The organism is Nocardiopsis camelliae, assembly GCF_028993595.1.
Classification (GTDB): Bacteria; Actinomycetota; Actinomycetes; order Streptosporangiales; family Streptosporangiaceae; genus Nocardiopsis; species Nocardiopsis dassonvillei.
Window position 1 is genome coordinate 3,052,885 of sequence record NZ_CP118614.1, and the last position, 20,504, is coordinate 3,073,388.

The following is a 20,504-nucleotide window of genomic DNA, read 5'->3' on the forward strand; positions in this document are numbered from 1 at the left end:
ACCGACGTTCGGTGCGTGCCGAAGGGATCCGTCCGCTGATCGCCCGCCGCGGCCAGAAGCCGGTTCGGGATCGGGAGCCCAGCGGTGGGTGGTGGAGCGGGGCTTCGCTCTGCTCCGCTGACCGGGCCCGGCACGGCGGTGTCCGGGGTCGCCGCCGACGCCCGAGCCGATCCCGGCCGGGGACGGGGCCTGCACCGGGCCCGAAGGGTTCCCACCGCTGGGACCCGGATCAGTCCTTCCCGGACACCGACCGCGCGCCCCCGGGGAGGAGACCCCCGGGGGCACGGGAGAGGTCAGACCCCGAACGCGGCGGGGTAGCCGATGGTGCCGGTCGGGACGGGGCGGTCGCCGTCCAGGGCCATGGCCATCATGGCCTCGTCGGGAACCTCGAAGGGCGCCCGGATACCGAAGCGGGAGGCCGGGGTGAAGCCGAACCGCGGGTAGTAGTCGGCATGGCCCAGGACGAGGACGAGGTTCTCCCCCATGGCCCGGGCGGCGCCCAGGGCAGCGCGGATCGCGGCCGAACCGGCCCCGGTGCGCTGGGCGGAGGGCTCCACCGCGCACGGGGCCAGGGCGAGGGCGGGTTCGCCGTCGACGTGGCAGCGGCTGAGCAGCGCGTACCCGACCGGAGTGCCCTCAGAGGTCGTGGCGACCATCGACAGGCCCTCGATCCACGCCTCGGGGTCGGCGCGCAGGGCGTCGACGATGTCGGCCTCGGCGTCGGTGGGGAAGGCCGCCAGGAGGATGTCGCGGATGGCGGGGGTGTCGTCGGTGGTCTCGGGGCGGGTGTGCCAGGTGGTCATGGTTCCGTTCTCGGTGTCGTCGTGGGGTTGGAGCAGGCGGGTGGCGTGGTCGTAGCCGTCGCGGTACCGCCGCCGCGTGTCGGTCTCCGTCTGGTGTGCGGTACCGCCGGTCGCCCGCGCCGCGTCGGCGTCGGCGGCGTGGGTGCGCGGCGGGTGGGCCGCCTCGGCGGTGAGGCTGCCCGGGCCCGGGAACGCCTGCGTCACCGGGTCGCCGTCGGCGCCCCGGCGGGTGTTGTCGGTGTCCTTCACCGCTGGCGGTCCCGGAACCGGTAGGTGGCGCGCAGGTGCCGGGTGATGTCCTTCCTGGCGGCCTCGCGGCCCGCGCGCAACCTCGCGTCGGTGCGGGAGGCGGCGTAGGCGTTCTCCCGGAGCAGTTGGTGGTAGCTGTCCAGCCTGCGGTGGGGGACCTCCCCCGCCTCGACCGCGGCGAGCACCGCGCAGCCCGGTTCGCTCGTGTGGGAGCAGTCGGCGAACCGGCACTCCTGTGCGAGGTGCTCGATCTCGCCGAAGGCCTGTTCCAGGCCGCCCTGGGCGTCGTGCAGGCCGATCGCCCGCAGTCCGGGGGTGTCGAGCAGCACGCCCCCGCCGGGCAGCGGGAGCAGTTCCCGCCGGGAAGTGGTGTGCCGTCCCCTGCCGTCCGCCTCACGCACGGCGCCGGTGGCCAGCAGGTCCTGGCCCAGCAGCCGGTTGCCCAGGGTGGACTTGCCCGCCCCGGAGGGGCCGAGCAGCACGACGGTGCCGTTGAGGACGGCGGTCAGGAAGTCCAGGCCCTGCCCCGTCTCGGCACTGGTGACCAGCACGTCCACGCCGGCGGCCACCTGCGACACCTGTTCCCGCGCCGAGGGCAGGTCCGCGCACGCGTCGGCCTTGGTCAGGACCACGACCGGTTGGGCGCCGCTCTCCCATGCCAGGGCGAGCATGCGTTCGGTGCGGCCGTGCTTGAGCGGTGCGGCCAGGGAGACCGTCACCACGACGGTGTCGACGTTGGCGGCCAGGAGTTGGCCGTGCGAGGTCCGTGAGGCCGAGGCGCGCACCAGGGCGGTGCGCCGCTCCAGGACCTCGTGCAGGAGCGGTGCGGCGCCGGTGAGGGGGCGCAGGGCCACCCAGTCGCCGGTGCACGGTGCCGTCAGCGGATCGCTCTGGTCCGCGGTGCCGGGGATGTCCGCGCGGACGGTTCCGGTGTCGGTGACGGCTTCGCACGAGCCGCGGTCGGCCCGGACGACGCGGGCCGGGACCAGTCCGTCGGCGCGATGGGGGGCGAAGGCGCGTTCGCGCGCCTGGTCCCAGCCGTAGTCCGCCAGGGAGTACGGCTGAGCATGACGCGAAAGGGATTGAGACAACGTAGAGACCCTAGAACAGGGGCCCCGATGAGCACGGAGTACCGCCTCCTGCGAGCCGTCAGGGCTCCGACAGGGGGATCAGCGTCAGGTCAGACCGGGGCCCGGGACGTGAGGATGGTCCAACGGGCGCTGCGCAGGGCAGCGGCCTTCACCGCAGACATCAACTCACCTCCCATTTCTGGTCCCGCAGCCGACCGGGTTGTCTCTGCGCCGACGATGTTAGTACGGAGGCTGGAAGCCCCCGGTCCCGTCAGCGGAACCCGCCCCGTCGACGAGGCGGAGGGGTTCGGGCGCTCCGGTCAGACCGGTGGCATGCCGGTCAGCGGCCCGCGGACCCCCTCCCGGCCCGCGGACCCCCTCCCGGCCCGCGGACCCCCTCCCGGCCCGCGGACCCCCTCCCGGCCCGCGGACCCTCTCCCGGCCCGCGGACCCCCTCCCGGCACGCCGATCCCCTCCCGGTCGGCCCGGGTCCGGGGCAGCGGCAGGAGGCGGCGGGGAAGCCCGACGCCCGTGCACACGGCGGGGCCGCCCTCGTTCCACGCGGTCAGCTCGAACGGGCGGGAGGTGTCGATGACGAGACCATCCCGTCGGCCGGGCCCCGGACGAGTCGTTCCCGGAGTTCAGCCCAGCGGCAGCACCACGGTGAAGACGCAGCCCCCGCCCGGCGGCGACTCCGCGGTGACGTAGCCGTCGTGCGCGGCCACGAAGGCCGCGCTGATGGCCAGGCCCAGCCCGGCCCCGGCCCGCTCGCGGGGCCCGTCCGCCCGGTAGAACCGGTCGAACACCCGGGGCAGCTCCCCGGCGGGGATGCCGGTCCCCTCGTCGCGTACCGCTATGACCGCGACCTCCGCCACCCCCGGCGGCAGCGCGCCCGCACGGGCCGGTCCCGGAGGCGGCGGGTCCTGGGTCCGACGCACCGACACCCGTACCGGCGTGCCCTCGGGCGTGTGGGTCAGGGCGTTGCCGACGAGGTTCTCCAGCACCTGGCGGATCCGGTCGCCGTCGCCCACCGCCCGCACGGGCCCCTCGGCCTCCAGCGCCACGGGCGTGCGCGGGGCCCGGGCCCGGGCGCTGAGCACCACCCGCTCGGCGATGGCGACCAGTTCCATGTCGGAGTGCTCCAACCGCGGCGCCTCGTCCACGCGCGAGAGCGTCAGCAGGTCGTCCACCATGCTCCCCATCCGCCCGGCCTCGTCCTCGATCCGCGACATCCACCGGTCCGCCCGGGCGTCCTCGGCGACCAGCCCCTGACCCCTGCCCTGCCGGTACAGCTCGGCGAACCCGCGGATCGAGGACAGCGGCGTGCGCAGCTCGTGGGAGGCGTCCGCGACGAAGCGCCGCGTCGTCTCGACCGCGCGGTCCCGCTCGCCTAGGGCCCGGGTCAGCTCACCGAGCATCGTGTTGAGGGAGGCGCCCAGCCGACCCGTCTCGGTGGCCGGGTCCTGGGGCGGGATCCGCCGGTCCAGGTCGCCCCCGGCGATGGCCCGCGCCGTGGACTCGATCTCCCGCAGCGGCCGGAGCTGGAACTGCACGATCGCCGCGGTGCCGAACCCCACGGCCGCCAGCGCCACCAGCCCCGTCACGGCCTCGATGAGCACGAGCCGGTCGAGCGTGTCCTCGATCCCCGCCAGGGACTGGGCGGTCATGAAGACCCCGCCGTCCTCCCGGGCGGTGGTCAGCACCCGCCAGTCGCCCCCGCCCCCTGTTCCGGGCAGCGTGAACGGCTCCCCGGACCGCGCCCGCAGCTCCTCGGCCGTCACCGCCGACACGTCCGGCAGGCCGTCGTCGGAGCCGGTCTGGCCCACGCTGTCCACCACGTCGCCGTCGGCGTCGACGACCAGCGCGCGCAGGTCGGTGGGCAGCGGGGGCGGCTGGGCACCGACGGGCGGGTCCGCCTGCTCGGTCGCGTGCCGGGGCGCGGGCAGGGTCCGCAGCCGGTGGTCGACCTCCTCGGTCAGCGAGCGCTGGAGCAGCAGGGTGGCGACCGCGCCGAAGGCGACCAGGCACACGGCGGTCAGGCACAGCACCGCCAGGGGGATCCGGCCGCCCAGCCCCCGCGGCCAGCGGAGTCCGCGGCGGCCGCTCACCCGTTCCCCCCGGCCGCCAGGCGCAGGCTGTAGCCCACGCCCCGCACGGTGTGGATCAGCGCGGGGCGGCCCGCGTCGACCTTGCGGCGCAGGTAGCTGACGTAGGTCTCCACGACGCGTATGTCGTCGCTCTCCCCGCCCCACACCCGGTCCAGGATCTGCGCCTTGCTGACGACCTTGCCCGCGTTGAGCAGGAGGTAGCGCAGGAGCGCGAACTCGGTGGGCGAGAGCCGCACCGGCGCGCCCGCGCGGCGCACCTGGTGCCCCTCCTCGTCCAGTTCCAGGTCGGCGTAGCGCAGGGGCTCGGCGCCCTCGGAGCCGCGGCGGCCCGATCTGCGCAGGATCGCGTTCAGCCGCAGCACGACCTCCTCCAGGCTGAAGGGCTTGGTGACGTAGTCGTCGGCGCCGACCCTCAGGCCCGCCACCCGGTCCTGGACCGTGTCGCGCGCGGTCAGGAACAGCACCGGCAGGCCGGGCACGACCCCGCGCAGGTCACCGGCCAGGTCCAGGCCGCTGCGGCCGGGCAGGGTCACGTCCAGGACGGCGATGTCGGGGGTGAACCCGTCCAGCGCGGCCAGGGCGCCCCCCGCGTCGGGCGCGCCGCGCGTGGCGAAGCCGCTCAGCTCCAGGGAGGCGGTGAGCAGTTCGAGGATGTTGGGCTCGTCCTCGACGATGAGGGCCCGGGCCGCCGGAGCGGCGGTGCCGGAGGGCGCGTGGGGCATGCGGGAGTCCTGAAGGTTCGTGGGACGTACGAACACGAAAGGTTACGGGCCGCGGGCAAGAGTTCGGTGAGAACTCTCCGGCACCGGGAGTCACCGCCGTGCCGGTCACGGGGGAACGGTTGACGCACCGCGACGCGCGGTATACCGCTGGTACGCGTTCGAGGCCGGAAGGGTTGGTCGCATGGGTGGTGTCCACGGGTTTGCCGCAGGTCGGGTCCGTGCAACCCGGCCGGGGGACCGGCCTCCGCCCGCGTCCACGGCCGACCCCGGGGAACCCGGACCCGGGGCGGGCGCCGCGTGATCGTCATCGGCCTGTCCTCGGGAACCTCGGCCGACGGCATCGACGTCGCCGCCGCCCGCTTCGCCCTGGACGGGGACCTCGTCCTCCTGACCCCGCTGGGGCACCGCACCGAGCCCTACCCGGGCGACCTGCGGGAGGCGATCCGCGCCGCCCTCCCCCCGGCCCGCACGACCATGGAGACCGTCTGCCGGCTCGACACCCGCATCGGCCGGGCGTTCGCCGACGCGGCGCTGCGCGCGGTCGGCGAACTCGCCGGGGGACGGGCCGACCTGGTGGCCTCACACGGCCAGACCCTGTTCCACTGGGCCGATCAACGGGCCGATCATGGGGCCGGTCAACGGGCCGACGGCGCCACGGTCCACGGCACCCTCCAACTGGGCCAGCCCGCCTGGATCGCCGAGGCCACCGGCCTGCCCGTGGTCTCGGACCTGCGCACGGCCGACGTGGCCGCGGGCGGACAGGGCGCGCCGCTGGCCAGCCTGCTCGACGCCCTCCTACTCGGCGCGCGCCCCGAACCCACCGCCGCCCTCAACCTCGGCGGTATCGCCAACGTCACCGTCCTGCGGGGAGAGCAGCCGCCGCTGGCCTTCGACACCGGCCCCGGCAACGCCCTGCTCGACGCCGCCGCGCGCAGGGTGAGCGGCGGGCGCGCCGACTTCGACGCCGACGGGGCCATCGCCCGCTCCGGCCGCCCCGACCCCGCCCTGCTGGAGCACCTGCTCGCCGAGCCCTACTACCGCCTGCCCCCGCCCAGGACCACCGGGCTGGAGTTGTTCGGCCCCGGCTACCTCGACGCGGCGCTGCACGCCACCGGCACGCCCGACGACGCGGACCTGATGGCCACCCTGGTCGAACTCACCGCCGCCACCGTCGCCGACGCGCTGCGCCCCCACGGCGTGGCCGAGGTGCTCGCCTCGGGCGGCGGCACCCGCAACCCGGTCCTCATGGAACGCCTCGCCGCCCGGCTCAGCCCGGCGCGGCTGGCCGCGTTCGACACCCTGGGGCTGGACAGCGACGCCAAGGAGGCCTACCTGTTCGCGCTGATCGGCTTCCTCACCTGGCACGGGCTCCCCGGCTCCGTGCCCTCCTGCACCGGAGCCCGCCGCGGGCCGGTGGCCGGACGCCTCACACCGGGCGCCTCACCGCTCCGGCTCCCCGAACCCGCGTCCACCGTCCCCGCGCGCCTGCGCGTCGGGGCACGGGACCTGCGAGCCCCCGCCCCCCACCACCCGGAGTAGCGCAGTGCAGACAATCGACCTCGTGGTCATCGCGGCGTACCTGCTGGGATCGGCCTGGCTCGGCCTCAGGCTCTCCGGCCGACAGCGCGACATCAAGGACTACTTCATCGGCAACCGGCAGCTGCCCTGGTGGGCGGTGTGCCTGTCGGTGGTGGCCACCGAGACCAGCGCCCTGACCGTGATCAGCATCCCCGGCGTGGCCTACCTGGGCAACGTCACGTTCCTCCAGGTGGCGGTCGGCTACCTGATCGGGCGGGTGGTCGTGGCCTTCGTGCTGCTGCCCCGCTACTACCGGGGCGAGATGACCACGGCCTACGCCTACCTCGGCACCCGCTTCGGCCGCGGCATGCAGGGCACGGCCTCGGTCGCGTTCCTGTTCACGCGGCTGCTCGCGGACGGGGTGCGGCTGTTCGCCGCGGCCATCCCCGTCAAGATCATCCTGGACTCCTACGGGATCGACCTGTCCTACTTCGCGATCATCGCGCTGCTGGGCGTGGTGACGATCCTGTACACCTTCGTCGGCGGCATCCGGGCCGTGGTCTGGGTGGACGTCCTGCAGATGGCGGTGTACGCGGTCGGCGGCGTCGCCGCCCTGGCGGTCATCGCGGGCGGCCTCGACGTGAACTTCCTGGCGGTGGCCGCCGACGCGGGCAAGACCCAGTTCCTCGACTTCACCTCGAACCCGGTCTCGGCCCCCTACGCGACGGTCACCGCGGTCCTGGGCGGGGCCCTGCTCTCCACCGCCTCCCACGGCGCCGACCAGATCATCGTGCAGCGGCTGCTGGGCTGCCGCAGCCTGCGCGACGCCCAGAAGGCGGTGATCGGCAGCGCCGTCGTGGTGTTCTTCCAGTTCGCGCTGTTCCTGACCGTGGGCCTGGCGCTGTACGCCTACTACGAGGGGGCCTCGGTCGAGGAGATGGGCCTGGCCAACTCCGACGAGCTCTTCCCGACGTTCATCGTGGAGGGGCTGCCGGCCGGCCTGTCGGGCCTGCTGCTGGCGGGAATCCTGGCCGCGGCGATGAGCACCCTGTCGTCCTCGCTGTCGGCGCTGTCCTCCTCGACCATGGCCGACCTGTACCAGCGGTTCAGCAGGCGCACGCTCACCGACGCCCAGGGCCTGCGGCTGGGCAGGCTGTTCACCCTCGGCTGGGGGCTGGTCTTCATCGGGGCGGCGGCGATGTTCACCGGTACCGACAACCCGGTCGTGGAGCTGGGCCTGTCCGTGGCCAGCCTGACCTACGGCGGCCTGCTGGGCGCGTTCTTCCTGGGGCTGTGGGTGCGCCGGGCCCGCCAGCTCGACGCGATGGTCTCCTTCGCGGTCGCGGTGGCCACCATGGTCTGGCTGTTCCTCTTCCAGCCCGACCTGGTCGGCTTCACCTGGTACACCGCGATCGGCACGACCATCGTGCTGGGCCTGGGCTACCTGCTGTCGCTGCGCCACCGCGGCGCCGCGCCCCGCCCCGAGGAGGCACCTGAGGAGGGCTCCGGCGCCGGAACCGGCCGGGCGCCCCGCGCGGAGGGCGGGGCCGCCCCGGCGGACGAGGGGGAGCGGCCCTGATCCTGCCCGGTCCGACCCCGGCCCGCGCCGAGGTCCCGCCGCACCGCCGGTCGTTGCTCCCGCCTCCGCACACATAGCGGGGGCCGGTCCGGAACACGCCCCGGACCGGCCCCGCGCACGCGACGCTCACCCCGCGTCGACGGTCTCCTCGCGCCGCGCCTCGCGCGAACGCGCGCGGGCGCGGATCCGCAGGAACGCGACCAGGGCCACGGCGGCCACGAGGACCGCGTAGATCCCGATCGTGATCGGACCCGCGAAGAGCACTCCCACGTCGCCCTGGCCGATGGCCAGGGCCCGGCGCAGCTCCGTCTCGGCCAGCGGACCGAGGATGACCGCGATGAGCACCGGCGCCACCGGGATCTCGTACCGCCGCATCATGAACCCGAGCAGCCCCAGGACGATCAGCAGCCACAGGTCGGTGATGGAGTAGGACGCGGCGTACACGCCCAGCGCCGCGAAACCGGTGATGCCCGCGTACAGGTAGCGCCGCGGGATCAGCAGCAGCTTGGCCCACAGCGGCGCGAAGGGCAGGTTGAGGATGAGCAGCATGACGCTGCCGACGAACAGGCTGGCCAGCAGTGCCCACACCAGGTCGGCGTTGCGCTCGAACAGCAGCGGGCCGGGCTGCATCCCGTACTGCTGGAAGGCGGCCAGCATGATCGCGGCCGTGGCCGAGGTCGGCAGGCCCAGACCCAGCAGCGCGCCCATCGCGGTGCCAGCGGTGGCGCTGGCAGCCGACTCGGGCGCGGCCACGCCCTCGATCGCGCCGTCGCCGAACTCGTCGGGCCGCTTGCCCCGGCGCGCCCGGAGCTGTGAGAGCTTGCGCTCGGTGCCGTAGGCCAGGAAGGTCGGGATCTCCGAGCCGCCCGCCGGGATCGCGCCGAAGGGCAGGCCGAAGCCCAGCCCGCGGATCCACGCCGGGACGGCGCGGCGCAGGTCGCGCCCGCTCAGCCAGGGGGTGCCGGTGCCGGTGATGAGTTTGGCGCCCGCGCCCCCGCCCCGGTGCACGCGCGAGACCACGTGCAGCACCTCGCCCAGCGCGAGCAGGCCCACGGTCACCGTGACCACGCTGATCCCCTCGAACAGGGAGGGGACGCCCAGGGTGAAGCGGGCCGCGCCGCTCTGGGCGTCGATGCCCACCATCGCGATGGCCAGGCCGATGGAGAGCGCGATGAGCCCGCGCACCATGGACTGGGCCACCACCGCCGAGGTGGCGACGAAGGCCAGGACCGCCAGCGCCAGGTACTCGGCCGGGCCGAAGCGCAGGGCGATGTCGATGATCACCTTGGAGAAGAAGGCCACCACCGTCGTGGCCACCACCGCGCCGGTGAACGCGCCGATGGCCGACGTGGCCAGGGCCTGGGAGGCCCGGCCCTTGAGCGCCATCTTGTGCCCCTCGATCGCGGTGGCGATCGCGGAGCTGTTGCCGGGCGTGTTCATCAGGATCGACGTGGTCGAGTCGCCGAACAGGCCGCCGTAGTACACGGCGGTGAACATGATGAAGGCCCCGGTGGGGTCCAGCTTGAACGTCACGGGCAGCAGCAGGGCCACGGCCATGGCCGAGCCCAGGCCGGGCAGCACGCCCACGGCGGTGCCCAGCAGCACGCCCACGAACGCCCACAGCAGGTTCTCTGGGGAGAGCGCGGCGGCGAACCCGCCGCCGAGCAGACTCAGGGTCTCCACTTACAGCACCCCTCCCAGGATTCCGGCGGGCAGGTTGAGGCCGAGCCCGCCGACGAAGGCGAGCTGGACCACGGACGAGTAGGCCAGCGCGACGGCGGCCTCGAACAGCGGGCGCCTGCCCCCGAAGGCCCAGGTCACGCCGTAGAACAGCAGCGCGCCGGACAGCAGCCAGCCCACCGGCTGCAACAGCAGGGCGAAGAGCACCACCGAGCCGAGCACGGTGCCCACGGCGCGCCAGTCGCTGTGGGCGGCGGGGGCGCCCGCGGCCGGGCCGCGCCCCTCGACCAGGTCGCCGACCACGCCCGCGTCGGCGTCGGAGTGGTCGGCCCCCTCCGGTTCGGGCACCGCGGGGCGCAGGGCCACCTGGACGACCAGGGCCGCGCCGAGGGCGAGCATCAGCACCGCGACGATCGCGGGGAAGAGCTGGGGGCCCGGGGAGGCCGAGTTGTCGGGCACGTGCATGGTGAGCGTCTGCACGCCCACGAACACGCCGATGCCGATGGTGAGCAGGCCGACGAAGATCTCGCTGCGCCCCCTCCACCAGGTGCGCCGCTCCTCCGGCGGCCGCGCGCCGGGCTCGCCCGGGGCGGTGGGTGTTGTGCTGTGCTGGCTCATGAAAGCCCCAGGTCCTCGGTGACGTCGGTGATGCGTTCGATCTCGGCCGCGAGGAACTCCTCGAACTCGGGGCCGCTCTGGAAGGTGTCGTCCCAGCGGTTGCGCTGGAGGGTGTCGCGCCACTCGTCGGTGCGCACCATCTCCTCCACGATCGCGGTGAGCTCCGCCCGCTCGGCCTCGGTGATGCCGGGCGGGGCCATGAACCCGCGCCAGTTGGGCAGCACCGCGTCCACGCCCTGCTCGGGCAGGGTCGGGGCGTCGATGCCCTCGACGCGCTCGTGGGCCGAGACCCCCAGGACGCGGATGTTGCCCGCCTCCACCTGGTCGCTGAACTCGTTGTAGCCCGAGACGCCGACGTCGAGGCTGCCCGAGAGCAGCGAGGTGAGCGCCTGCGCGCCGCCCGCGAAGGGGATGTAGTTGACGGCCTGGGGTTCGACGCCCTGCGACTGGGCGGCCAGCCCCGCCAGGAGGTGGTCGGTGCCGCCCAGGGAGCCGCCGCCGACCGCGACCGCGCCCGGGTCCTCCCGCCAGGCCTCGATGAGGTCGCCCATGTCCTCCATCGGTGAGTCGGCGGGGACCACGAAGACCTCGTAGTCGTCGGCGACGCGGGCGATGGGTGTCACGTCCTCCAGGGTCTGGGCCGAGTCGTTGACGATGATGCCGCCGATCATGACGGTGCCCGTGGTCATCAGCGTCGTGGCGCTGCCCTCGCGGCGCACCGTCTGCGCCAGGCCGATGGTCCCTCCCGCGCCGGGGAGGTTGAGGACCTGGGTGTTGTCGACGATGTCGTTCACGCGCAGGGAGTGCTGCGCCTCGCGCGCCACCAGGTCCCAGCCGCCGCCGGGGTCGGCGGGGACGACGATGTCGATCCTGGCGCGGGCCTCCGACGCGTTCGTGTCGGACAGCGCGGCGTTCGTCGCGGCGGCGCCCACCAGGAGCGCGGTGGCCACGGCCCCCGACGCGCGGAGGATCCGCTGTCTGTTCATCCTTCACTCCCTTTCGGCCCGCTGGTCCACCAGGTGGTCCAACGGGACCGTTTCGTGGTCTGGGAAATCATGCGAGCCCCTGTGATCTCTGTCAATGGCGATTCGAAACCTTTTGTTAACGAGTGTGTTGCGACGCACAGTCCCGTGTCGGTCCTCCCTTTCGCCCAGGCCAGTCCGGGTTTCGCCGGTGGGGGGTGCTCTTCGGGGAGGGGCTGGCCGTGCGCCGAGGGGTTGCGCTACGCTGACGGCGCGATTCCACTTGACGGTCTTGATAGACCACCTGGTGGACCAAACGGAAGGGGGAGGGATGCCTGACGGCGACTCCGGCGGCACCGTGCGCAGCGTCGCGCGAGCCCTGGACCTGCTCGACCTGTTCGACGAGAGGAACCAGCGCTACTCCACACGGGAACTGGTGGAGCGCACCGGCCTGGCCAAGACCACGGTCCTGCGGCTGGTCGCGACCCTGGAGCAGCGCGGACTGCTGTGGACGGCCCCCGACGGCCGGGTCGGTGTCGGCCCCAGCCTCCTGCGCTGGTCGCGCCTGGCACACGCCGTCTGGCAGGTGCCCGAGGCCGTCCGTTCCGTCATGCGCGAACTCGTCGCCGACACCGCCGAGACGGTCAACCTCTACGTCCGCGCCGACGCCACCCGCGTGTGCGTGGCCAAGGAGGAGGGCCCCCAACGGCTGCGCCACGTCGTCAACGTCGGCGACGAGATGGTCCTGTGGGGCGGGGGCGCCAGCAAGGTGCTGCTCATCGGCGCGGGGGAGTCCCTGCTGCTGCGCGTGGCCGCCGCCTCCCCCCACGGCCCCGGGCACGTCAGCCGCCTGCGCGAGGAGGTGGAACTGGCCCGCACACGAGGCTTCGCCGTCAGCCACGGCGAACGCGAGCGGGGCGCCTCCGGCGTGGCCGCGCCCGTCTACGGCCCCGCCGGCGGGGTGCCGGTCGCCGCGCTGGCCGTGGGCGGACCCACCGCCCGTTTCACCGACGCCGCCGTGGAGGGCTTCACCACGGCGGTGGTCGACGCCGCCCGCCGCATCACCGACATCGGGCTCGACCCCTCGGGAGGGACCGCGGGACCCGGAACACAGGAGAGACGTTGACCGACAACCACACCGACACAGGCTCCGGCTCCGAGGCCGGGGAGAGGGCCCTGCCGCTGGCGGGGGTGCGCGTCCTGGACATGACCAACGTCCTGGCCGGACCCTACGCGGGCTACCAGCTGGCGCTCATGGGCGCCGACGTGGTCAAGGTCGAGGTCCCCGGCTCCGGTGACCTGGCCCGCCAGCTCGGCGCCTCGGCGGAGCTGAACGGACGCGGACTGGGCGCGTCGTTCCTGGCCCAGAACGCGGGCAAGCGCTCCCTGACCCTGGACCTGAAGACCCCCGGCGGCCGGGAGGCCATGACCCGTCTGGTGCGCCGCTCCGACGTGCTGCTGGAGAACTTCCGGCCGGGTGTGCTGGAGCGCCTGGGCTTCGGCTGGAAGGACCTGAGCGCGATCAACCCAGGCCTGGTCTACTGCGCGGTGTCCGGGTTCGGCTCCGACGGCCCCCTGAGCGGACGCCCGGCCTACGACCAGATCATCCAGGGCCTGTCGGGGATGATGAGCACCACCGGCACGCCAGGCACCGGCCCCCTGCGCGCGGGCTTCCCCATCGCCGACGTCCTGGGCGGCCTCGCCGCCGCCTTCGCGATCAGCACCGCCCTGGTCAGGAGGGAGCGCACCGGCCGGGGGAGCAGCGTGGACGTGTCCATGCTGGAGACCGCGATCACCGCGATGGGCTGGGGCGTGTCCAACTACCTGTCCGCGGGTGTGGAGCCGGCCCCCATCGGCAACGAGAACGCCACGGCGGCCCCCTCGGGCACCTTCGCCACCGCCGACGGCGCGCTCAACATCGCCGCCAACAAGCAGGAGCAGTTCGAGGCGCTGTGCGCGGTCGTGGGCGCGCCCGAACTGGCGCGCGACCCCCGCTTCGCCCAGCGCGAGGACCGCAAGGCCCACCGCGAGGCCCTCCGCGAGGCCCTGGAGGAGCACCTGGGCACCCGGCCCGCCCTGGAATGGGAGGGGGAGCTGGCCCGGGTCGGGGTTCCCGCCGCCCGCGTGCTGACCGTGGCCCAAGCGCTGGAACTGGACCAGGTGGCCCACCGCGGGCTGGTGCACACGCTGCCCTTCCCCGGCGGTGACGAGGACCGCGAGCTGCGCGTGCTCGGCAGCGGCGTCCGCGTGGACGGCGCGCCCCTGGGTCCGCGCACGGCGCCGCCCCTGTTGGGCGAGCACACCGAGCAGGTGCTGCGCGAGACGGGGTTCAGCGACCAGGAGATCGACGCACTGCGCGAGGAGAAGGCCGTATGAGCACGTCCGACACGCCGTCCATGACCCACGAGGAGATCGGCCGCTGGTGGCGGACCGGGCTGATCCGGATCGCCCCCGGCGAGATCGAACCGGGCGGCTACCCGGTGCAGGAGCTGATCGGCCGCGTCTCCTTCGTCGACACGGTCTGGCTCATGCTGCGCGGCGAGCTGCCCGACCCGCGCCGCTCCCGCCTGCTGGAGGCCGCCCTGGTCTCCGCCGTGGACCACGGCCCCCAGGCGCCCTCCATCGCCGCCGCCCGGATGGCCGCCAGCTGCGGGGTGGGCCTGAACAACGCCGTCGCCACCGGCGTCAACCTGCTCGGGGACGTGCACGGCGGCGCGGGCCAGCAGTGCGTCGCCCTCCTGGAGGAGATGGCCGGGCGCGTCGCCGAGGGGACCCCGGTGGCGCGGGTGGCCGAGGAGGTGGTCGCCGAGTACCGCGGGCGCGGCGCGTACGTGCCCGGCTTCGGCCACCGCTTCCACCCGCGCGACCCGCGCCGCGACCCGCTCCTGGGGCTGGTGCGCGAGGCGGTCGAGGACGGCCTCGTCCCCGCGGGACCTCTGGAGGCAGCCCTGGCGCTGGAGGAGGCGCTGGCCAAGGGGCGCGGACGCCCCGTGCCGATGAACATCGACGCCGCCACCGCGGTCGTCTACGCCTCGCTGGGCTTCCCCTCGGAGCTGGCCCGGGGGCTGTTCGTCCTCTCCCGCTCCGTGGGCATCCTCGCCCACGCCTGGGAGGAGCACCAGGGCGGGGCGCGCATCAAGGGGCCCCTGCCCAGGGCGGTGCTGGCGGGCTACGACGGCCCCGCGACCCGCCACCTCGCCGCCGACGACCCGCGGCTCTCCCCGGAGCCCGGCCGGGACTGACCGCGGAGAGTCCCCCCGAACGGCGGGCGCCGGTGCTTCCGTCCGGCCCGGTGCCCGCCCCTCCTCCGCGTCACCCGGCGGGGCGGCCCGGGCCCGCGGCCCTCACGCTGTTCCCCGCGCGCCCGGACCGGTGGCGGGACGGCGTGCTCGTGCCGGTCGGCCCTGAGGACGCGCGTCCCGCCGCCCCGTCAACCCGTGTGGACCACCATGACGGGGCAGGGGGAGCGGTGCAGTACCCCGTGGGCCGCCGAACCCAGGGCCAGTCGGGTCAGTCCGTACTCGCCGCCCGCCCCGACCACGAGCAGCCGCGCCGCTCGCGCCGCGTCCGTCAGCGCCGCGACGGGGCGGCCGTCCACCACCTCGGTGCTCACCTCCACCTCCGGGTACCGGGCACGGAGGGGCCCGACGGCGCGCTCCAGGGCGGCCTCATCGTCAGGGCCGTTCTCCCGGGCCCGGGGAGCCGACGCGACCACGGGGGGAAGGAACGGCAGCGGCGACTCCCGGACCCGCACGACGCGCAGCGGCCCGCCCCCGGTGGAGGCGGCCTCGAACGCCTCGGCCAGGACCCGCTCCGCGCCGGCCGACCCGTCGTCCCCCACCACCACCTCGGCGCTGTCGTCGGCCGCGGGCCGCGGCCCCACCACGACGACCGGCACCGACGACTGCGCGGCCACGCGGTAGGCCACCGATCCCACCCTCAGCCCGGAAAACCCGCCGCGCCCCCTGTGCCCGACGACCACCAGGGCCGTTCCGTCCTGCCCCGCGCACGCCAGCAGCGCCCGGCCGGGGGAGTCCACCGCCACCTCCCGGTCCACGGCCACACCGGGGGCCGCGGCCGACGCGCGTTCCCCGGCCAGGTCCAGGACGGCGCGGGCGCTCGCGCGGATCTCCTCCTCGGGCCAGACGAAGGCCGCGTCAGGCGACGGCGCGGGGAAGGCCGTGATCGTCCGCAGGCGGCAGTGCCGCAGGGAGGCCTCCGCCGCGGCCCACTCCACCGCCCGCAGGCTCTCATCGGAACCGTCCACCCCGACGAGGACCGACCGCTCCATGACAACCTCCACTGGTCTCGTCACCACCGCGTCACCCACCATCATCACCAGGACGGGCTTCCAGGGCGGGCCGCTCCCGGTTTCCGGGCGAGTCCCGCCCGGTCCGCTCCCTTCGGAACCGGGACGGGCGTGCCGCACGCACGGCCGCGGGGCGGGCCTCCACGGGCCCGCCCCGCTGTGTCGCGCGTGGTGTCACGCTGTGTTGTCCGAAGCCGTCGTCCTGCGTGCCCGGCGCCTGTCGCGCCGAACCGGGTCCGCCGCGCGGGTCAGATGCGGGGCCTGCGCCTCCTGGTCAGGGAGTTGATCCACCGCAGGGCCTGCCCACCGGGGCTGCTCCGTCGTCCCGGAGGCGTCCGGCGCGCCGGACCCCGTAGCGGATCCGGGCCGCCGCGCCCCAGCGGACTTCCGCCGCGTCCCAGCGGGCTGCCGCCCCGGGACCGGGCCGCGGACCGGGCGAACCGCTGGGCCATCGCCAGGGGGTCGCTGCCGCGTCCGCCCGTGCGCCCACCGGCACGCGGGCGCCTGCCCGGTGCCGGGCGGGCCAGCCCGGTGCGCCGCATCAGCTGGTTCTTCGCCGTCCTCAGGGGGTTCCTCATGGCGGTTTCCTCCTCGTCTGTCGGTCCCGTGTCCCGGTCGGCCACCCCACTGCCGGGCGGATGATGACGAACGGAGCACGTTCCTTGTTCCTGACTGTTGCGCTACCCCAAGGTGTGATATTGATGCGTCTTTCCTCGATCGGGCTGGCGGAGTGACCCCGGAGGGGAAGCCCGTCGGCGTGTCTCCCGGGAGGGTCAGCGCAGGCCAAAGGGGTTCTTGAACCTCAGCGGGGCTCACACGCCCTCGGGCGGATCCCGTCGCGCTTCGCGCGGCAGCACAGGTGTCAGGGCGGCCGCCACGAGCCGCACGGCCGCGAGCGGTCCGAGGACCGGGCCTTCACCGCCCCCGCTCTGTCCAACGAGGCCGTCACCCGGCGCATGCACCAGGAGTAGGCGGGCTTCCACGGCCGGGCCGCGGACCCGTTGCGCCGAGGACAGCACGGGAGAGCGGTGCCCCGCGCCCCGGACGGCCGCCGGAGAACCGGACGGCCGCCGGAAAACCCGTCGCGCCCCGGGCGGCTCGCCCCGTAACGTGCTCCTCGCCGACCCTCCGGCCCGCCCTCCAGGGCATGCCCGGCTTCCGAGAGGACCCCCGATGCGCGCCACCAGCGTGCCCTCCATCCCCCCGCAACCTCGACCACCGGGAGCGGGTGTGACCGCGGACACGGACCGCCTCCCGCCCCCGGCCACGCGGTGGGTCCTTCCCGCCCTGGTCCGCTACTCCTTCTCCGTTGCACCGGGCCCGGCCGCCCTGACCACGGTGCTGGCCGTCCTCGCCGGTGCGGCCCCGGTCGGCATCACCATCGGGATCGGCGCACTGGTGGACGGACTCGCCTCGGCCGTCGGCCAGGGGCTGGACAGCCCGGCGGCGCGGGAGTGCTACCGCTGGGTCGCCCTCATCGTCGTGCTGTTCCTCCTCACCCACGTCGCCGATTCGGCTCGGACGGCTCTGGGTCGGGCCCTGGGCCGCCGGGTCACCGGCCGGCTGAGGGAGCGCGTGATGGCATCCGCCTCGCAACCGGCGACCATCGGACACCTGGAGGACCCGGACTACCAGGGCAGACTCAGTCGGGCGCGCGGTGACGGCACCATCGACATGCCGCCCGGGGAGGCGGTCTTCGGCCTGTCGGCCAAGGCCTCGCTGTGGGTGACCGCCGTCGGCTCCGCGGCCCTGCTCACCCAGGTCACCTGGGGGCTGGGGATCATCGTCTTCGCGGTCTTCGCGGTGCTCCACCTCCGGCTGGTCCGCAACTACCGGACCGCCGTCGTCGAGACCGTGAACCAGACGCTGAAGCTGCGCCGCACCTCCTACCTGCGGGACGTGCCGACCACACCGGACGCGGCCCGGGAGGTGCGCCTCTTCGGGCTCACGGCTTTCTTCCGCGACGCCTACCACGCCGAGTGGCGCGTGAACATGGCCGAGGTCTGGCGGCGAAGGCGTGAGCACCGCGTGTTCGTCGTGGTGGTCGTCGTGGTCACCGGCGCCACGGTCGCCTCGGTCTTCTACTACCTCGCCTACCGGGCCGCCACCGGAGGCACGACGGTGGGCGACCTGGCGCTGGGCGGCCTGGCCCTGCGGGCCCTCCTGCAGGTGCTCCGGGCGGACGAGGACGACCTGCGCACCGGCTTCGGCTCCAGGGCGGCCGCCGAGGCGTTCGCCCTTCCGGCCGCGGACCCGCCCGGCGGGTCCGACGCCCCGCCCTGGACCGAACCGGCCGCGACCGTCTCCTGCGAGGGTCTGCGCTTCCGCTACGGCGGCGCCGCGGACGAGGTGCTGCACGGCATCGACCTCGACGTCCCCCAGGGGCAGTCGCTCGCCGTCGTCGGCCTCAACGGGGCCGGAAAGACGACGCTGGCCCGGCTCCTCGCCGGTCTGGACGCTCCCAGCGGGGGCCGCCTGCGCGTCGGCGGGACCCTCATCGAGGACGCCAACCGCCGGAGCTGGCAGCGCAAGGTGGTCGCCGTCTTCCAGGACTTCGGCCGCTACGAGCTGACCGTGCGGGACAACATCGCCTTCGGCTCCCCGGCCCACGCCGACGACGAGGAGGGCCTGCGGGAAGCGGCGCGCCGGGCCGGACTGCTGGAGTTCGTCGAGGGGCTGCCCAATGGCTGGGACACGGTGATGTCCAGCGGCTACGAGGGCGGGGTCGACGCGTCGGGCGGCGAGTGGCAGCGCATCGCCATCGCCCGGGCGCTGTTCGGCCTGCGGCACGGCGCACGGCTCCTGATCATGGACGAACCGGCCGCGAGCCTGGACGCCCGCGCCGAGGCCCGGCTCTACGACACGTTCCACGAACTCACCGCGGGGGCCACGACCGTCGCGATCTCCCACCGGTTCGCGACCGTGCGCAGGGCGCAGCGGGTGGTCGTGCTCGACCAGGGCCGCATCGTCGAGGACGGCACGCACGAGGACCTGATGCGCGCCGACGGCCGCTACGCCGAACTGTTCCGTCTGCAGGCCAAGCGTTTCGAGGAGGCACCGTCGTGATCAGCGCCCTGCGCTTCGTCCTCACCAGCGGACCCCGCGTCGACGGGTTCCGCTCCCTGGTCGCGGTGGCGATCGCGCTTCTCGAACAGGCCACCGGGATCGGCCTCGCCGTGGCGATCGGGCTGTTCAGCGAGGCGGCCACCGGCGGTTCGACCAGCGGCCTGGTGGTGCTCGCGCTGTGCGTGGCGGTCTTCGTCATGCTCACCCAGGGCACCTTCGTCGCCGGTTACTTCACCCGCCTGCGCCTCCAGGAGGAGATCCAGAGCGACGTCGACCGCCGGTTCGTCGACGCGGTCGGCACGACGCCGACGCTGGAGGTCCACGAGCGTTCGAGCCGCTCCGACCGGGCGGCGCTGGTGCGCGGAGCGCGGGGCGAGATCGGGCCGGGCTTCGACCGGCTGATGTGGCTGGCCGGAGCAGCGCTGGCCCTGGTCGCCTCGGCCGCCCTGATGGCCTCGGTCGTTCCCGTCCTGGCCCTGCTGCCGCTCTTCGCCCTCCCCGCCGTGCTGGCCACCCGGGCGGCGGACCGCAGGCGCGGGCAGGCCGTGGAGCGCGCCACACCCCGGACCCGGCTGGCCGGTCACCTGTTCACGCTCGCCACGACCGCCGCGCCCGGTCGTGAGACCCGCCTCTTCGGGCTGGCGGACGAACTGCGGCGCAGGCACCGCCGGGAGTGGGACTCCGCGGGCCGCGACATCGCCCGCACCGACGGGCTGGCCCGGGTCCCGGTCGCGCTGGCCTGGCTGCTCTTCGTGCTGGCGTACGCGACCGCCGTCGCCCTGATGGTGCGGGCCGGACTGGTCGGCGACGCCCCGCTCGGCCTCATCGTCGCGGCCGTCGCCGTCAGCAGCCAGATCACCGGCCAGGTGCAGAGCCTGCTCAACCTGTCCTTCTGGACGATGGAGTCGCTCCGGGCCACCCGGGCCTTCCTCGACGTGGTGCGGGACGGCGCCGCCGAACGTGCCGCCGTCGTGCCGACCGCGCCGGTGGCGGTGCCCGCCCGGCTGGAGAGCGGCATCAGGGTGGAGGGTCTGGGCTTCCGGTACTGGAACCGCGACCGGCCCGCGCTGAGCGGTATCGACCTCGATCTCCCGGCCGGCTCGGTTGTGGCGCTGGTCGGCGAGAACGGCGCGGGCAAGTCGACGCTGGTCAAGGTGCTCAGCGGCCTCTACCAGCCCGTTCAGGGGCGCGTGCTGGTGGACGGGACCGATCTGGCGCGGTTCGCCCCGGACCGGTGGCGCGCCCGGATCACGGCGGCCTTCCAGGACCCGGTGCACATCGAACTGTCCCTGCGGGACGCGGTCGGGTTGGGGCGGCTGGAGGAACGCGACGACCCGGAGCGGATCCTCCGGGCGCTGCAGACGGCGGGCGGGGACAGGCTCCTCGCATCGCTGCCCGAGGGCCTGGACACCCGGCTCGGGCGCGGGTCGTGGGACGGCGAGGGGCTGTCCGGCGGCCAGTGGCAGACGGTCGCCAACGCCCGGGCGGCGATGCGGCGGGCGCCGCTGCTGCGGATCATGGACGAGCCCACCGCCAGCCTCGACGCGCGCGCCGAGGAGTGGCTGTTCCAGCAGTACGCCGACCTGGGCCGTCAGGAAGGCGGTGTGACCGTGCTGGTCACGCACCGCCTCACGACCGCCCGGGCGGCCGACCTCATCGTGGTGATGGACGGCGGCCGGGTCGTCGAAACCGGCACCCACGACACGCTGAGCCGGACCGACGGGCTCTACGCCGAGCTGTTCCGCCTCCAGGCCCGGTACTTCGTCTGACCGGACACGCCGGGCCCGGACCGGTTCCCGCCCCTGCCGTGCGGGCTTCGC

General features: G+C 74.6%; 16 protein-coding genes. 7 read left to right on the forward strand and 9 right to left on the reverse strand.

What is annotated here, in order from left to right:
• Positions 1-293 precede the first annotated feature (293 nt).
• The 4 genes from PV789_RS13330 to PV789_RS13345 all read right to left on the reverse strand — a co-directional run bounded on the left by PV789_RS13330 (position 294) and on the right by PV789_RS13345 (position 4,952).
• The gene (locus PV789_RS13330; RefSeq protein ID WP_274978131.1) at positions 294-803 is read right to left on the reverse strand and encodes a GNAT family N-acetyltransferase; all 510 of its coding nucleotides are present in this window, start codon (positions 801-803) and stop codon (positions 294-296) included.
• Positions 804-1,048: 245 nt separating this feature from the next.
• Positions 1,049-2,143, reverse strand: coding sequence for a ribosome small subunit-dependent GTPase A (rsgA, locus tag PV789_RS13335; protein ID WP_274977725.1), 1,095 nt, complete (start codon positions 2,141-2,143; stop codon positions 1,049-1,051).
• A 620-nt stretch (positions 2,144-2,763) separates the two neighbouring features.
• On the reverse strand, positions 2,764-4,230 hold the full coding sequence (locus tag PV789_RS13340) for a sensor histidine kinase (RefSeq protein ID WP_274977726.1): 1,467 nt from the start codon (positions 4,228-4,230) through the stop codon (positions 2,764-2,766).
• A complete protein-coding gene (locus tag PV789_RS13345) occupies positions 4,227-4,952 on the reverse strand; it encodes a response regulator transcription factor (protein WP_274977727.1) in 726 nt (241 codons plus the stop codon). The genes PV789_RS13340 and PV789_RS13345 overlap by 4 nt, the downstream gene beginning before the upstream one ends.
• A gap of 297 nt (positions 4,953-5,249) precedes the next feature.
• Here PV789_RS13345 and PV789_RS13350 point away from each other — a divergent pair, with 297 nt between their 5' ends.
• Entirely contained in the window at positions 5,250-6,491 is a 1,242-nt protein-coding gene (locus PV789_RS13350) for an anhydro-N-acetylmuramic acid kinase (protein ID WP_274977728.1), read from the forward strand.
• A 4-nt stretch (positions 6,492-6,495) separates the two neighbouring features.
• Positions 6,496-8,049 (forward strand): sodium:solute symporter, encoded by a 1,554-nt coding sequence (locus tag PV789_RS13355; RefSeq protein ID WP_274977729.1) that lies wholly within the window; start codon positions 6,496-6,498, stop codon positions 8,047-8,049.
• A gap of 126 nt (positions 8,050-8,175) precedes the next feature.
• Here the strand turns inward: PV789_RS13355 and PV789_RS13360 are convergent, their stop codons facing one another.
• From PV789_RS13360 to PV789_RS13370, 3 genes are read right to left on the reverse strand one after another with little or no spacing between them, the layout of a single operon-like run.
• On the reverse strand, positions 8,176-9,732 hold the full coding sequence (locus tag PV789_RS13360; protein ID WP_274977730.1) for a tripartite tricarboxylate transporter permease: 1,557 nt from the start codon (positions 9,730-9,732) through the stop codon (positions 8,176-8,178).
• The gene (locus PV789_RS13365; protein ID WP_274977731.1) at positions 9,733-10,347 is read right to left on the reverse strand and encodes a tripartite tricarboxylate transporter TctB family protein; all 615 of its coding nucleotides are present in this window, start codon (positions 10,345-10,347) and stop codon (positions 9,733-9,735) included.
• Complete coding sequence (locus PV789_RS13370; RefSeq protein ID WP_274977732.1) at positions 10,344-11,333, reverse strand: Bug family tripartite tricarboxylate transporter substrate binding protein; 990 nt, start codon at positions 11,331-11,333, stop codon at positions 10,344-10,346. Before PV789_RS13370 ends, PV789_RS13365 begins: the two co-directional genes overlap by 4 nt.
• A 307-nt stretch (positions 11,334-11,640) precedes the next feature.
• Here PV789_RS13370 and PV789_RS13375 point away from each other — a divergent pair, with 307 nt between their 5' ends.
• From PV789_RS13375 to PV789_RS13385, 3 genes are read left to right on the forward strand one after another with little or no spacing between them, the layout of a single operon-like run.
• Positions 11,641-12,435: an IclR family transcriptional regulator gene (locus PV789_RS13375; protein ID WP_274977733.1), complete on the forward strand. Its 795-nt coding sequence runs from the start codon at positions 11,641-11,643 to the stop codon at positions 12,433-12,435.
• Positions 12,432-13,685, forward strand: coding sequence for a CaiB/BaiF CoA transferase family protein (locus PV789_RS13380; RefSeq protein ID WP_274977734.1), 1,254 nt, complete (start codon positions 12,432-12,434; stop codon positions 13,683-13,685). Before PV789_RS13375 ends, PV789_RS13380 begins: the two co-directional genes overlap by 4 nt.
• Entirely contained in the window at positions 13,682-14,551 is an 870-nt protein-coding gene (locus tag PV789_RS13385; RefSeq protein ID WP_274977735.1) for a citryl-CoA lyase, read from the forward strand. Before PV789_RS13380 ends, PV789_RS13385 begins: the two co-directional genes overlap by 4 nt.
• A 188-nt stretch (positions 14,552-14,739) precedes the next feature.
• Here the strand turns inward: PV789_RS13385 and PV789_RS13390 are convergent, their stop codons facing one another.
• The gene (locus PV789_RS13390) at positions 14,740-15,624 is read right to left on the reverse strand and encodes a universal stress protein (protein WP_274977736.1); all 885 of its coding nucleotides are present in this window, start codon (positions 15,622-15,624) and stop codon (positions 14,740-14,742) included.
• Positions 15,625-15,866: 242 nt separating this feature from the next.
• The gene (locus PV789_RS13395) at positions 15,867-16,196 is read right to left on the reverse strand and encodes a hypothetical protein (RefSeq protein ID WP_274977737.1); all 330 of its coding nucleotides are present in this window, start codon (positions 16,194-16,196) and stop codon (positions 15,867-15,869) included.
• 652 nt (positions 16,197-16,848) lie between these two features.
• Between PV789_RS13395 and PV789_RS13400 the strand changes: the two genes are divergently transcribed.
• On the forward strand, positions 16,849-18,684 hold the full coding sequence (locus PV789_RS13400) for an ABC transporter ATP-binding protein (RefSeq protein ID WP_274977738.1): 1,836 nt from the start codon (positions 16,849-16,851) through the stop codon (positions 18,682-18,684).
• Complete coding sequence (locus PV789_RS13405) at positions 18,681-20,453, forward strand: ATP-binding cassette domain-containing protein (protein ID WP_274977739.1); 1,773 nt, start codon at positions 18,681-18,683, stop codon at positions 20,451-20,453. Before PV789_RS13400 ends, PV789_RS13405 begins: the two co-directional genes overlap by 4 nt.
• Positions 20,454-20,504: the final 51 nt, after the last annotated feature.

Excerpts from the sequence above, each read along its gene's own strand:
- PV789_RS13375 (WP_274977733.1), top strand. The coding sequence starts at position 11,641 with ATGCCTGACGGCGACTCCGGCGGCACCGTGCGCAGCGTCGCGCGAGCC.
- PV789_RS13345 (WP_274977727.1), bottom strand. The coding sequence starts at position 4,952 with ATGCCCCACGCGCCCTCCGGCACCGCCGCTCCGGCGGCCCGGGCCCTC.
- PV789_RS13385 (WP_274977735.1), top strand. The coding sequence starts at position 13,682 with ATGAGCACGTCCGACACGCCGTCCATGACCCACGAGGAGATCGGCCGC.
- PV789_RS13365 (WP_274977731.1), bottom strand. The coding sequence starts at position 10,347 with ATGAGCCAGCACAGCACAACACCCACCGCCCCGGGCGAGCCCGGCGCG.
- PV789_RS13370 (WP_274977732.1), bottom strand. The coding sequence starts at position 11,333 with ATGAACAGACAGCGGATCCTCCGCGCGTCGGGGGCCGTGGCCACCGCG.
- PV789_RS13330 (WP_274978131.1), bottom strand. The coding sequence starts at position 803 with ATGACCACCTGGCACACCCGCCCCGAGACCACCGACGACACCCCCGCC.
- PV789_RS13395 (WP_274977737.1), bottom strand. The coding sequence starts at position 16,196 with ATGAGGAACCCCCTGAGGACGGCGAAGAACCAGCTGATGCGGCGCACC.